Annotated in this window: 10 protein-coding genes; 3 read left to right on the top strand and 7 right to left on the bottom strand. The window is 70.0% G+C overall.

Features of this window, described 5'->3' with window-relative positions; genetic code table 11:
- Positions 1 to 850 precede the first annotated feature (850 nt).
- A complete protein-coding gene (locus ACQEV2_RS32030; RefSeq protein WP_433049225.1) occupies positions 851 to 1,477 on the top strand; it encodes an NAD(P)-dependent oxidoreductase in 627 nt (208 codons plus the stop codon).
- A 77-nt stretch (positions 1,478 to 1,554) separates the two neighbouring features.
- On the opposite strand, the gene ACQEV2_RS32025 is transcribed toward ACQEV2_RS32030, so the two are convergent.
- Together ACQEV2_RS32025 and ACQEV2_RS32020 are read right to left on the bottom strand one after the other, a co-directional pair.
- A complete protein-coding gene (locus ACQEV2_RS32025) occupies positions 1,555 to 2,883 on the bottom strand; it encodes a class I SAM-dependent RNA methyltransferase (protein ID WP_433049222.1) in 1,329 nt (442 codons plus the stop codon).
- A gap of 117 nt (positions 2,884 to 3,000) precedes the next feature.
- Complete coding sequence (locus tag ACQEV2_RS32020) at positions 3,001 to 5,049, bottom strand: APC family permease (protein ID WP_433049219.1); 2,049 nt, start codon at positions 5,047 to 5,049, stop codon at positions 3,001 to 3,003.
- Positions 5,050 to 5,554: 505 nt separating this feature from the next.
- Here ACQEV2_RS32020 and ACQEV2_RS32015 point away from each other — a divergent pair.
- Together ACQEV2_RS32015 and ACQEV2_RS32010 are read left to right on the top strand one after the other, a co-directional pair.
- Positions 5,555 to 6,226 carry a potassium channel family protein gene (locus tag ACQEV2_RS32015; RefSeq protein ID WP_433049216.1) on the top strand — a complete coding sequence of 224 codons (672 nt, stop codon included), beginning with the start codon at positions 5,555 to 5,557 and terminating at the stop codon, positions 6,224 to 6,226.
- Positions 6,226 to 6,903, top strand: a complete 678-nt coding sequence (locus ACQEV2_RS32010) for a potassium channel family protein (protein ID WP_433049213.1) — start codon at positions 6,226 to 6,228, stop codon at positions 6,901 to 6,903. The genes ACQEV2_RS32015 and ACQEV2_RS32010 overlap by 1 nt, the downstream gene beginning before the upstream one ends.
- 153 nt (positions 6,904 to 7,056) lie before the next feature.
- On the opposite strand, the gene ACQEV2_RS32005 is transcribed toward ACQEV2_RS32010, so the two are convergent.
- The 5 genes from ACQEV2_RS32005 to ACQEV2_RS31985 all read right to left on the bottom strand — a co-directional run bounded on the left by ACQEV2_RS32005 (position 7,057) and on the right by ACQEV2_RS31985 (position 12,882).
- Positions 7,057 to 7,788, bottom strand: coding sequence for a DUF3159 domain-containing protein (locus ACQEV2_RS32005; protein ID WP_433049210.1), 732 nt, complete (start codon positions 7,786 to 7,788; stop codon positions 7,057 to 7,059).
- Between the two features lie 3 nt (positions 7,789 to 7,791).
- On the bottom strand, positions 7,792 to 8,190 hold the full coding sequence (locus tag ACQEV2_RS32000; RefSeq protein ID WP_125525889.1) for an OB-fold nucleic acid binding domain-containing protein: 399 nt from the start codon (positions 8,188 to 8,190) through the stop codon (positions 7,792 to 7,794).
- 107 nt (positions 8,191 to 8,297) lie between these two features.
- Entirely contained in the window at positions 8,298 to 9,014 is a 717-nt protein-coding gene (locus tag ACQEV2_RS31995) for a response regulator (protein WP_433049206.1), read from the bottom strand.
- Positions 9,008 to 11,581: a DUF4118 domain-containing protein gene (locus tag ACQEV2_RS31990; protein WP_433049203.1), complete on the bottom strand. Its 2,574-nt coding sequence runs from the start codon at positions 11,579 to 11,581 to the stop codon at positions 9,008 to 9,010. The genes ACQEV2_RS31995 and ACQEV2_RS31990 overlap by 7 nt, the downstream gene beginning before the upstream one ends.
- 134 nt (positions 11,582 to 11,715) lie before the next feature.
- Positions 11,716 to 12,882 carry an alginate lyase family protein gene (locus ACQEV2_RS31985; RefSeq protein WP_433049200.1) on the bottom strand — a complete coding sequence of 389 codons (1,167 nt, stop codon included), beginning with the start codon at positions 12,880 to 12,882 and terminating at the stop codon, positions 11,716 to 11,718.
- Positions 12,883 to 12,907 lie beyond the last annotated feature (25 nt).

Raw genomic sequence — 12,907 nt, 5'->3', positions numbered from 1 at the left:
GGGTGTGACGGTGCGGGGTGAGGCAAGTTCCTGTACGCCGGCTCATCCCGTGCCGTGTCGATCAGCTGCGGGTCAGGCCCAGCTCCCCCCACGTACTCCGGCTTGGAAACGCGATGCCGCGTTCAGGCCGGCGAGCAGTTCCGCGACCCGGCGGCGGTAGGTGCGCAGCGACATGCCCAGTTCCCGTGCGGCTGCCTCGTCGGTGGCGCCGGAGCACAGGGCATGCAGGACCTTGGCGGTCTGCTCATCGATGCGGGGCCGTCTCGGATCGAGGAACGTCGCCAGGTCGGCTGCGCTGTCCCAAGCGGCTTCGAACAGCGCATACGCTCGCCGATCAGGGCCGGCGAGGCACTCATGGTGTAGGTGCGCGGGCCCCGAGCAGCCGGGGCGGAGGGCGCCGGATCGGTGAGGATCATGGTGCGCCGGTCGATGATGACGGTTCCCTGCGGCAGCGGCGCAGTGGCGATCCGCACCTGGAAGCCATGGGCAGCCATCTCCCGCAGAGCCTCCCGGTCGCGCTCGTCGGCGAGAACCGCGGGGCTGTACAGCTTGCGTGCCCGGGGCGCCCTGCCGCGGCGCGCGTGGCGGCGGGCAGCCTCACGGGCTCCGGGCCAGGTGTCGAGATCGTGGGCGATATGGACCCATTCCACCTCGTCCGACTCCGTCAAGGGCTTGATCCGGGCCCAGAACTCGACATCACCGCGGAGCTCCATGACCTGTGGCATACGTCCAATGTGCCGATGGCAGCGAGCTGTCACAGGTGTGCCGTTGGCAACAAGCTGCCACAGGCTCGCCCCAGCGCGTACGTGCGTCGGCTCATCCCCTTTTCCAAACGAAGGATGCAAACCCCATGAAACTCTTGATCCTCGGTGCGACCGGCCCCACCGGTCGCCACGTCGTCGACCTGGCCCTCGATGGCGGCGACACGGTCACCGTCCTGGCCCGCAGGCCGGAGGCGCTGGCCGATCTGGCGGACCAGGTCGACGTGGCCACCGGAGACGCCACCTCACACCACGATGTCGCAAAGGCCATGGCCGGACAGGACGTCGTCATCTCGGCTCTCGGCAGGAGCACATCCGTGCGCGCCGACGACCTGTTCACCCGCGCCGCGGCGGCCGTGATCGGCGCGGCCGAGGAACAGGGCGTGTCCCGCCTGGTATGGCTGTCCTCGTTCGGCGTGGGCGACACCTACCGGTCGGCGAGTGCCATGCAGAAGGTCATGTACAGCACGTTCCTGCGGAACCTCTACGCGAACAAGGAGACCTCCGAGAAGGCGATCCGCTCCAGCGGCCTGGACTGGACGCTGGTCTACCCGACCATGCTGACCAAGGGCCCCGCCAAGGGCAGTTACCTCGTCGGCGAGCGTCTCCCGATGAAGGGCAACCCGACGATCAGCCGCGCGGACGTGGCCGACTTCATGTACAAGGCGGCCCACAGCCCCGAGTGGATTCACCGCGACGCCGTCATCACGGACTGACGAGTCCGGATCCCCCACCTCGCACGACTTCCTGCGCGGCGGCGCCCCACCGATCAGCGCACCCGCAAAGCCGCATCTCAGGATCCCTTGGCCACCGGCTCAAGGATGGCGACGCACTCCACATGATGCGTCATCGGAAACAGATCAAACGCCCGCAACATCCGCACCCGATACCCCCCATCCCGGAAGTACCCCAAGTCCCGCGCCAGCGCAGCCGGATCGCACGCGACGTACGCGATCCGCCGTGCCCCCAGCGACGCCAGATGCGCGACCGTCTTCCGGCCCGCCCCTGCCCGCGGCGGGTCCAGGACGATCAGGTCCACCTCGGTGATCCCGGTACGCGGCAGCACCGTCTCGACCCTGCCCTGCTCGATCCGCACCCGGTCGAAGCCGGCCAGGTTGTGCCGGGCGTCCTCCACCGCGCGCTTGCCGGACTCGATGCCGAGGACGGCGCCCTTCTCGCCGAGCCGGTCGGCCAGGGCCCCCGCGAACAGCCCGACACCGCAGTACAGGTCGAGCGCCATGTCGCCCTTGCGCGGCAGCAGGCCCTGCATGACCGCCGTCACCAGGGTGTCCGCGGCCTTCGGGTGGACCTGCCAGAAGCCGCCGCTGCCGACGCGGTACGTACGGCCGTCCGCGCGCTCGCGGACGAAGGGGCGGCCGTGGACGCGGTGGATCCCGCCGTCCTTCTCGCCGACCCGCATCACCGACACCGGCTTGTCCAACTCCACCAGCGGCAGCCGCGCCCCCGGCTTCGGCGTCAGGATCACCTGGCGGTCCTGCGATCCCGTCGCCGCGATCGCCTCCACCCCGGCCATGCCCGTCCAGTCGCGCTTCTCGATACCCAGCTCGCTGACGCCCTCGGCGGCGATCATGCAGTGGTCGATCGGCTCGACCTCGTGCGAGCGGTGCCGGCGCAGTCCGGCATGGCCGTCGGCGTCGACCGCGTACTGCACGCGCGTCCGCCACTGCGGCACCTGTCCGGCCGGCAGCTTGTCGCCCTCCGCCGGCATGACCGTGCCGTCCCAGCCGACGTCCTCCGGCGTCAGTCCCGCGAGCCGCTCCAGCTGCTCGGCGATGACCTCGCCCTTCATCCGGCGCTGCGCCCCCGGCTTGGCGTGCTGCCAGTCGCAGCCGCCGCAGCGGCCGGGGCCGGCGAAGGGGCAGGGCGCCTCGATGCGGTCCTTGGAGGCGGACAGCACCTCGACCGCGTCGGCGCGCAGGAAGCGGTCGCCCTCCTCGCCCTCGGTCACCCGGGCCACGACCCGCTCGCCGGGCAGCGTGTGCCGGACGAACAGCACCTGGCCGGCGTCGGTGCGGGCGATGCAGTGCCCGCCGTGGGCGACGGGGCCGATCTCGACCTCGTACTCCTCCCCCACCAGCGACTTCTTCGGTTCTGCCTGCATGGTGGGGTGACTCCAGATCGAGAAAGGGATACGGCCCTCGACAGTGGTCTCCGGAGGGCCCGACAACAGCCCACCAGTCTACGTGCTCCCCGCCGCGCCGCTGCGCCCCTGCCCGCGTCAGCGCTGGGCGTCCGGCTCCTTCGCCCGCTCCTGGGCCGGCCCCCGCCGCACCGAACCCGGCGCGTTCCACTCTTGCCGCTTGCGGGCCCTGGCCTTCGCCAGCTCGGAGGACTGGAGCTGGTACGGCACCGAGGTCACCATGATGCCCGGCGTGAACAGCAGCCGGCCCTTCAGCCGGAGCGCGCTCTGGTTGTGCAGCAGATGCTCGTACCAGTGGCCGACGACGTACTCGGGGATGATGACCGACACGGCGTCGCGCGGGGACTCCTTGCGCAGGCTCTTCACGTAGTCGATGACCGGGCGCGTGATCTCGCGGTACGGCGAGTCGAGCACCTTCAGCGGTACGTCGATGCCGCGCCGCTCCCACTCCGCGCGCAGCGCCTTGGTCTCCGCCGGGTCCACGTTGACGCTGAGCGCCTCCAGGGTGTCCGAGCGCAGCAGCTTGGCGTAGGCCAGGGCGCGCAGGGCCGGGCGGTGGATCTTGGAGACCAGGACGACGGAGTGCACGCGGGACGGCCGTACGCTGTCGTCGCTCGGGCCCTCGGGGGCGGCGAGTTCCTCGGAGACGTGGTCGTAGTGGCGGCGGATGGCCGTCATCGTCACGTAGAAGATCACCATGCCGAGCAGGGCGACCCAGGCGCCGTGCGTGAACTTGGTGACGAGGACGACGACCAGGACCAGTCCGGTGAAGAAGGCGCCGAAGGTGTTGATCGCGCGGGAGCGGACCATGTGGCGGCGCTTGGCCGGGTCCTTCTCCGTGGCCAGGAGGCGGTTCCAGTGGCGGACCATGCCGGTCTGGCTGAGCGTGAAGGACACGAACACACCGACGATGTACAGCTGGATCAGGCGCGTGGAGTCGGCGCCGTAGACCCATACCAGCAGCGCGGCCGCGCCCGCCAGGAGCACGATGCCGTTGGAGAAGGCGAGCCGGTCGCCGCGGGTGTGCAGCTGGCGCGGCAGGTAGCGGTCCTGGGCGAGGATCGAGCCGAGCACCGGGAAGCCGTTGTAGGCGGTGTTGGCCGCGAGGAACAGCACCAGGGCGGTGGCCGCGGCGAGCACGATGAACAGGAAGCTGCCCTTGCCGAAGACGGCCTCCGCGACCTGGGTGATCACCGGGTTCTGGACGTAGCCGGTGCCGACCGCGACACCGTCCTTCAGCAGGTCGACGGCCGGGTTCTCGGCCATCCGGACCTTGGTCACCATGGCGAGCCCGATGATGCCGCAGAACATGGTGACGGCCAGCAGGCCCATCATCGCGAGCGTGGTCGCCGCGTTCTTCGACTTGGGCTTGCGGAACGCCGGGACACCGTTGGAGATGGCCTCGACACCGGTGAGCGCGGCACAGCCGGAGGAGAAGGCGCGCAGCAGCAGGAAGACGAGCGCGAAGCCCGCCAGGCCCTCGTGCTCCGGCTTGATCTCGTACGACGCCGTGGGCGCCCGCATGGTGTCGTCCAGGACGAGCCCGCGGAACGCGCCCCACGCGATCATGATGAAGACGCCCGCGACGAAGACGTACGTCGGGATCGCGAAGAGGCTGCCGGACTCCCTGACACCGCGCAGGTTCATCAGCGTCAGCAACAGGATGACGGCGGCCGCGCATTCGACCTTGTGCTCGACGACGAACGGGACGGCGGAGCCCAGGTTCTCGATGCCGGAGGAGATGGAGACGGCGACGGTCAGGACGTAGTCGACGAGCAGGGCGCTCGCGACCGTCAGCCCGGCCCTGGGGCCGAGGTTGGTGGTCGCCACCTCGTAGTCGCCGCCGCCGCTGGGGTAGGCGTGCACGTTCTGCCGGTAGGAGGCGACCACCGTGAACATCAGCACGACGACCGCGACCGCGATCCAGGGGCTGAAGTGGTAGGCCGACACGCCCGCGATGGAGAGGACCAGCAGCACTTCTCCGGGCGCGTACGCCACGGACGACAGCGGGTCGGAGGCGAATACGGGCAGGGCGATGCGCTTCGGCAGGAGCGTTTCCGCCAGCCGATCGCTGCGCAGCGCGCGCCCGATCAGAATCCGTTTGGGCACGTCGGTCAGTTTGGACACAACAGAGAATCGTAGGCCCCCTGCCTGGGACGGAGCACATCCGGGTGAAATCACGCGCGGCGCGGGGGTGAATTCGGTCCTCCGCTCGCGCCGGGCCCCGGCCCGGAAGACGTCCGCGTGCCTCCATGACCTGCGTCGGTACGCTCATCACATCCGGGAGACCTCATGTCGCAGGCGACTGCTCAGCTCGTCGGTGCCCTCGTCGCGCTCGCCGGACTCGCGGCCCTGGCCCTGGCCAGCCTCCGCAGCTTCAACCGCCGTTGAGGGGGCCGGTCGTCGCGTGAGATGGTGCCTGGTCGGTGTGTCCGACCCTGACGTTACGGTGGACTGGGGCACAGGCAGGCCCACCATCCGTACCGCGAGGGATCATCGCCGGTAATCCCCGGCATGATGTTGCCCAGCGGTCCGCGACCGGCCCGCGCCTGTTGCCCGGCGAACCGAGAGAAGGTTATGAGCACCACGTTCACGCAAGTCAGACGCCTAACGAGGAGTGCGGGGTAAGACCGTGCACATCGTCATCATGGGTTGCGGAAGGGTGGGCTCCGCTCTTGCCCAGACCCTGGAGCAACAAGGGCACACGGTCGCCGTGATCGACCAGGACCCCACCGCGTTCCGCCGGCTCGGCCCCGGCTTCGGTGGCCGCCGGGTCACCGGCATCGGCTTCGACCAGGACACTCTGCGCGAGGCGGGCATCGAGGAGGCGGGCGCGTTCGCCGCCGTCTCCAGCGGTGACAACTCCAACATCATCTCCGCGCGCGTGGCCCGCGAGATGTTCGGCGTGGAGAACGTCGCGGCCCGGATCTACGACCCCCGTCGCGCCGAGGTCTACCAGCGCCTGGGCATCCCCACCGTCGCCACGGTCCGCTGGACGGCCGACCAGATGCTGCGCCGTCTGCTGCCCTCGGGCGCCGAGCCGCTGTGGCGGGACCCCACCGGTGGCGTCCAGCTCGCCGAGGTGCACGCGTCCGCCGCCTGGGTGGGCCACAAGATCAGCACGCTGCAGGAGGAGACCGGCGTCCGCGTCGCGTTCCTCACCCGCCTCGGTGAGGCGATCCTGCCCACCTCGCAGACGGTGCTGCAGGAGGGCGACCTGGTGCACGTGATGATGCGCACCGACGAGGTCGACAAGGTCGAGGCGTCCTTCGCCAAGGGTCCCGAAGAGGAGGGCGGTCACTGATGAGGGTCGCCATTGCCGGTGCCGGCGCGGTGGGCCGCTCGATCGCGGGCGAGCTGCTGGAGAACGGCCACGAGGTCCTGCTCGTCGACAAGGCGCCGACCGCCATCTCGGTCGAGCGCGTGCCGCAGGCGGAGTGGCTGCTGGCCGACGCCTGCGAGATCACGTCGCTGGACGAGGCGGCGCTGCAGCGCTGCAACGTGGTGATCGCCGCGACGGGCGACGACAAGGTCAACCTGGTCGTCTCCCTCCTGGCGAAGACGGAGTACGGCGTCCCGCGCGTCGTGGCCCGCGTGAACAACCCCAAGAACGAGTGGCTGTTCAACGAGGCCTGGGGCGTGGACGTAGCGGTCTCCACCCCGCGTCTGATGTCGGCCCTGGTCGAGGAAGCGGTGTCGGTCGGCGACCTGGTCCGCCTCCTCCGCTTCAGCCACGGCGACGCCAACCTCGTCGAACTGACCCTCCCGGAGGAGTCGGCCCTGGCCGGCACCCAGGTCGGCGACGTGGAGTGGCCGGAGGACACGTCCCTGGTCACGATCATCCGCGGCACCCGCGTCCTCACCCCGTCCCGCGAGGACTCCCTGGAGGCAGGCGACGAACTCCTCTTCGTGGCCGCGCAGGCACGGGAGGAGCAGCTGGAGGATCTGCTGTCGGTACGACGCGAGGACACGGCGGACTAGCCGCTTCGCGCGATACGACAGGAAGGGCGCCCCGAAAATTCGGGGCGCCCTTCCCTACCAGCCCGTCCGGCGTTTGAGGACGAGGCCGTTCAGGCCGAAGCGGGGGTCTGAGGGCGGCAGTCCCCAGTGACGGCCACGCTCAACGCCCGGTACCTATTCGGCCGAGCCGGCGGCAGCCTTCCGCTCCCGCTCGGCCTTCTCCTCCGCCTCCATCTCAGCGAAGACGTCGATCGGCGCCGGCGCCTTCGCCAGGAACACCCACGTCAGCCACACGGCCAGCAGGAACGGCGGGATCTTCAGCGCGACCAGCACCCACCCCAGCTGCGTCGTGTCCGCCCACCAGTACAGCGGGAAGAGAATCGCGCACTTGGCGAGCAGGATCAGCCCCCACGCCCAACTGGCCTTCGCATACGCCTTCTTGCGCCCAGGGTTCCGCTTGCGCCAGGAGAGGTTCTCCTTGAACACCGGCCCGAGGATCAGCCCGATCAGCGGCACCCCGCACAGCGTGGTGATGATGTACGCGAGCCCCAGCCCCAGCGTGTACAGCATGCCGGGCAGATAGAAGTCCTTCGCGTTGCCGGTCATCATCGCGAACACGACACCGAAGGCGACGCCGAAGACACCGCTGAAGGCGTGCTTGACGGTGTCCCGCATCACCAGGCGCACCACCACGAGCAGCAAAGACACCCCGAGCGCGGCGATGGCCGACAGGTGCAGGTCCTTGTTGATCGTGTAGATGGTGACGAAGAGCAGACCGGGCAGCACCGTCTCGATCATGCCGCGCATGCCGCCGAAGGCCTCGAACAGCGCGGCCTCGGTCACCGCCCGGGCGTCCTGCTCGGCGTCTGCGGTGGTGTCTTCAGTCGGCTTGTCGAGCGACGTCACCGGCTACTCCCGTCCGAGGGGTCTCAGTTCGTATTTCGGGTTGAACAGCACCCGGCGGCCTCGGCTCATGGAGATCCGGCCCGATGCGATCAGCCGGCGCCCAGGCTCTATGCCGACTATGGAGCGCCTGCCGAGCCACACCACGTCCAGGGCGGCGGAGCCGTCGAACAGCTCGGCCTCCAGGGCCGGGACTCCCGCACGCGGCCGCAGGGTGACCGTGCGCAAGGTACCAGTAACCGTCACGATCTGGCGGTCACGGCAGTCACCGATCCTGGTGCATCCGGCCGTCTCGGCGTCCTCACGCAGCTCCTCGGACTCCAGGTCCTCCTGCGACGAGGAGAGCCGGTCGAGCATGCGCCGGAACCGGCCAACCGACTTTTCGGAACGAGGAACAGCACTCATGAATTGAAGCCTACCGGGGTGCACCGACACCTTCGTACCCGTGGGGCCCTCCCTCGAACCGACCCTCTTTGACCGGCTCTTTTCTCGAACCGACCGGTCTCGACCGGTCACTTCTCGAACCGGTACCCCATCCCCGGCTCCGTGATGAAGTGCTTGGGGTGCGACGGGTCCGCCTCCAGCTTCCGCCGCAGCTGTGCCATGTACACCCGCAGATAGTTCGTCTCCGTCCCGTACGACGGCCCCCACACCTCCTGCAACAGCTGCTTCTGGCCGACGAGGCGCCCCGTGTTGCGTACCAGCACCTCCAGCAGATGCCACTCCGTCGGGGTCAGCCGTACGTCCTTCCCGCCCCGGTTGACCTTCTTCGCGGCCAGATCGACGGTGAACTCCTCGGTCTCCACGATCACGTCGTCCTCGCCGCCCCCGGTGGGTTCGGCCCGGCGGACGGCGGCCCGCAGCCGGGCCAGCAGCTCGTCCATGCCGAAGGGCTTGGTGACGTAGTCGTCGGCGCCCGCGTCCAGCGCCTCGACCTTCTCGTCGGAGGAGTGCCGGGCGGACAGCACCAGGATCGGCACCCGGGTCCAGCCGCGCAGGCCGCGGATCACCTCGACGCCGTCCATGTCGGGCAGACCGAGGTCGAGGACGACCACGTCGGGGTGGCGGGTGGCGGCGAGTTCGAGGGCGGTGGTCCCGTCGTGGGCCGCGTCGACCTCGTACTTCCGGGCCTTGAGGTTGATCACGAGGGCGCGCACGATCTGCGGCTCGTCGTCGATCACCAGAACCCTCGTGCGGGCCTGGGGCGTCCCCCCAGCCGGGCTCAGCATGTGGTCTGCCTTTCCGGTCGTACGGAGTGAAGGGGCTCGTCGGAGCCAGCCGGTCCCCCGCCGCGCGCTCCCGCCGCCCGCAGGGTGAGCACCATGGTGAGGCCGCCGCCGGGCGTGTCCTCGGCGTCGAGCGTGCCGCCCATGGCTTCGGCGAAGCCGCGGGCGACCGCGAGGCCGAGACCCACGCCGGCTCCGCGCGGGGCGTCGCCGTAGCGCTGGAAGGGCGCGAAGATGCGCTCCTTGGCCTCGTCGGGGACGCCCGGCCCCCGGTCGACCACCCGTACCTCGACCCGGTCCGCAAGGGCGCTCGCGGAGACGAGGACCGTGCCGGCGTCCGGGCTGTACTTGACGGCGTTCTCGACCAGGTTGGCCACCGACCGCTCCAGCAGCCCCGGGTCCACGGCGACCATGGGCAGCGTCTCCGGGATGTCCAGCTCCACGCGGTTCTCCGGCACCCCGCCCAGCGCCATCGGCACCACCTCGTCGAGGTCGATGTCGCGGATGAGGGGGGTGACCGTGCCGGTCTGCAGCCGGGACATGTCGAGGAGGTTCCCCACGAGGTGGTCGAGCCGGTCGGCGCCCTCCTCGATGCCCTGCAGCAGCTCGGCCTCGTCCTCCTCGGACCACGCCACGTCGTCGGACCGCAGCGAGGAGACCGCCGCCTTGATGCCGGCGAGAGGGGTACGGAGGTCATGGCTGACGGCGGCCAGCAGCGCCGTACGGATGCGGTTGCCCTCGGCCAGCTCCTTGGCCTGGTCGGCCTCGCTCTGGAGGCGCCGGCGGTCGAGGACGACGGCGGACTGCGCGGCGAAGGCGGCGAGCACCCGGCGGTCCTCGGCAGGCAGCACCCGCCCGGTCAGCGCGAGCGCCATGTGGTCGCCCACGGGAACGTCGACATCCGCGTCCTCGGGTCGCGCCGGCGCCCGCCCCAGGCCCACCCGGCCCGCACAGGTCCAGGGGTCGACGTCGCTCTGCCGCTCCAGCAGGGCCGCCGACTCCATGCCGAAGGTCTCGCGAACCCGCTCCAGCAGCTCCTCCAGGCCGGTCTCACCGCGCAGCACGTTCCCGGCGAGGAAGGACAGGATCTCCGACTCGGCGCGCAGCCGGGCCGCCTGGTGGGTGCGGCGGGCGGCGAGATCGACCACGGAGGCCACCGACACCCCCACGAACACGAAGATCAGGAGCGCGAGCAGGTTCTTCGGATCGGCGATGGTGAGGTGGTGCACCGGCTCCGTGAAGAACCAGTTCAGCAGCAGGGAGCCGACCGCCGCCGAGGCCAGTGCGGGGAGGAGCCCGCCGAGCAGGGCCGCCGCCACCGTCAGGGTCAGGAACAGCAGCATGTCGTTGGCGAGACCGAGATCGGCGTCCACGTGGGTCAGCAGCAGGGTGAGCAGCGCGGGGCCGCCGATGCCGACGAGCCAGCCCCACAGGATCCGGGAACGGCCGAGGCGTGCCCGCCGGGCCGCGGGCAGTGCGCGCCCCTTGGCGACCTCGTCGTGCGTGACGATGTGCACGTCGAGGTCGGGGCCCGAGTCCCGGGCGACCGTGGCGCCCACGCCCGGCCCGAAGACGTACTGCCAGCTCTTGCGCCGTGAGGAGCCGAGCACTATCTGGGTGGCGTTCGCCCCCCGTGCGAAGGCCAGCAGCGCCGCGGGGATGTCGTCGCCCACGACGTGGTGGAAGGTGCCGCCGAGGTCCTCGACGAGGGTGCGCTGGACGGCGAGTTCCTTGGGTGAGGCGGAGGTGAGGCCGTCGCTGCGGGCGATGTGGGCGGCCAGCACCTCGCCGCCGGCGCCTTTCTCCGCGAGGCGGGCGGCCCGCCGGATCAGGGTCCGCCCTTCCGGGCCTCCGGTCAGTCCGACGACGATCCGCTCGCGCGAACCCCAGATCTTCGACACCTGGTGATCGCTGCGGTACTGCTTCAGGTACTCGTCGACCCGGTCCGCCACCCACAGCAGGGCCAGTTCGCGCAGTGCGGTGAGATTGCCGGGGCGGAAGTAGTTCGACAGCGCCGCGTCGACCTTGTCCGGCTGGTAGATGTTGCCGTGCGCCATCCGCCGCCGCAGCGCCTCCGGCGACATGTCGACCAGCTCGATCTGGTCGGCCCGGCGCACCACCTCGTCCGGCACGGTCTCCTGCTGCCGGATGCCGGTGATCGACTCGACGACGTCGCCCAGGGACTCCAGGTGCTGGATGTTGACGGTCGATATGACGTCGATGCCCGCGGCGAGCAGCTCCTCGACGTCCTGCCAGCGCTTGGCGTTGCGCGAACCGGGGACGTTGGTGTGGGCGAGCTCGTCGACGAGCGCCACCTGCGGGCGCCGCGCCAGCACGCCGTCGACGTCCATCTCGGTGAAGGCGCTCCCGCGGTACTCCAGTTCCCTGCGCCTCACCTGCTCCAGCCCGTGGAGCATCACCTCGGTGCGCGGGCGGTCGTAGTGCTCGACGAAGGCGACCACACAGTCGGTGCCGCGCTCGGCACGGCGGTGGGCCTCGGACAGCATCGCGTACGTCTTGCCGACGCCCGGTGCCGCACCGAGGTAGATCCGAAGCTTGCCGCGTCCCATGGTCCTCATTGTGTTCCGGCCGTTACTGCCCACGCAGCGTCGACCTTACGGCCAATAATCGCGACAAAGAGGACCGGGTGCGGTGGCGGGAGCGTCTTTGACGCAACTCTGACGCTCCCGCCACCCCAGGCGTCTCAGCTGGGATTGTCGCTGTGAGTGAGGGTCTCCCAGGCGACGAAGAGGTTGTTGCTGCCCGCCGGGCGGCCCCGCTCGGTGAGCGTCTCGGTGTTGGTCATGGCGTGGCCGAGACGATTGGCCAGGGCGTTGTGCCCGACCTCGGTGACCGGGCCGAGCCCGAGCTTCAGCGAGCCGCGGCACAGCCAGCTGGGCACGGCCGCACCGAGCTCGTACTTGGCCTGGAACCCGAGCGCGTGCCGCAGCCGCTCGCCGACGTCGGTGCCGTACAGGTCCTGGCCCTGGATCCGGCTGGTCTCCGCGACGTGCGAGATCGCGGAGATGCCGTACCCGGTGTGCGTGAAGTCGCGACAGGTCTCCTGGGTGAGGCCGGTGACGAAGGTGGACTGCCCCTGCCAGTAGTTGACGATCTTCTCCCGGGTGTCGAGGTTCTGGCTCGGCACCGTCTTCGGCAGGTCGCCGTCGGAGGACAGGTAGACATAGGCGGCGGTGCGGGTGCGGAACTTCGCCATGGCCTTGTCGTACGACGCCTTGTCCTCGAGGAAGACCGAGATGCCGACGGCGGCCTCCATCATCGACAGCTCCCAGTTGCCGTTGGAGTTCGAGCCGTTGATGATCTCGGGCAGATAGACGCTGCGGAGCATGGTGGCGAACCGGCCGGAGTTCGGCCAGCTCCCGGCGTACGTGTACTTGATGATCTCGGCGGCCCTGGGCCAGGAGGAACCGGCCCAGCCCGTCTGCAGGGGCGCGTTGCTGTTGGTGTGGTCCTTGATCACCGCGGACCAGGCGTCCATCAGCTCGATGGCCTTCTTGGCGTACCGCTCGTCGCGGGTGACGTACCAGGCGAGGGCCTGGGTGTAGGCGGCTATCGCGTCCTCGCGCTCGTCGGTGCAGCCGTGGTTGGGGTTCGAGTACGAACCGCACTCGACGACCGCGCGGGGCTTGGGGGTGCGGTTCAGATCGGCGTACTTGCTCGCCATCATCCGGTCGAAGGCGCCCTTCCAGGGCTGGGCGCCGGCGTTCACCTGGGAGCGGGCGAAGTCCAACTGGCCCTTGGAGACGGTGACTCCGGGGTGGACGAAGGTGGTGGGCGCGGCGTCGGCGGGCCAGGCGAGGACACCGGCGACGAGGGCGGCGGCGGCCGCGAGGAGAGCGGTTCTGCGCATACGTGGGGGGCCTTCCGTTCTCGTA

Origin of the sequence: Streptomyces sp. CA-251387 (assembly GCF_050936625.1) — a bacterium.
Taxonomy (GTDB): Bacteria; Actinomycetota; Actinomycetes; order Streptomycetales; family Streptomycetaceae; genus Streptomyces.
Note: the sequence above shows the minus strand (reverse complement) of the source record. Positions and strands in the feature narration are given on the sequence as shown.

What these genes read in the sequence shown, in the direction of transcription:
- ACQEV2_RS32030 (WP_433049225.1), top strand. Translation starts at nt 851, where the DNA reads ATGAAACTCTTGATCCTCGGTGCGACCGGCCCCACCGGTCGCCACGTC.
- ACQEV2_RS32025 (WP_433049222.1), bottom strand. Translation starts at nt 2,883, where the DNA reads ATGCAGGCAGAACCGAAGAAGTCGCTGGTGGGGGAGGAGTACGAGGTC.
- ACQEV2_RS32010 (WP_433049213.1), top strand. Translation starts at nt 6,226, where the DNA reads ATGAGGGTCGCCATTGCCGGTGCCGGCGCGGTGGGCCGCTCGATCGCG.
- ACQEV2_RS32000 (WP_125525889.1), bottom strand. Translation starts at nt 8,190, where the DNA reads ATGAGTGCTGTTCCTCGTTCCGAAAAGTCGGTTGGCCGGTTCCGGCGC.
- ACQEV2_RS31995 (WP_433049206.1), bottom strand. Translation starts at nt 9,014, where the DNA reads ATGCTGAGCCCGGCTGGGGGGACGCCCCAGGCCCGCACGAGGGTTCTG.
- ACQEV2_RS31990 (WP_433049203.1), bottom strand. Translation starts at nt 11,581, where the DNA reads ATGGGACGCGGCAAGCTTCGGATCTACCTCGGTGCGGCACCGGGCGTC.
- ACQEV2_RS31985 (WP_433049200.1), bottom strand. Translation starts at nt 12,882, where the DNA reads ATGCGCAGAACCGCTCTCCTCGCGGCCGCCGCCGCCCTCGTCGCCGGT.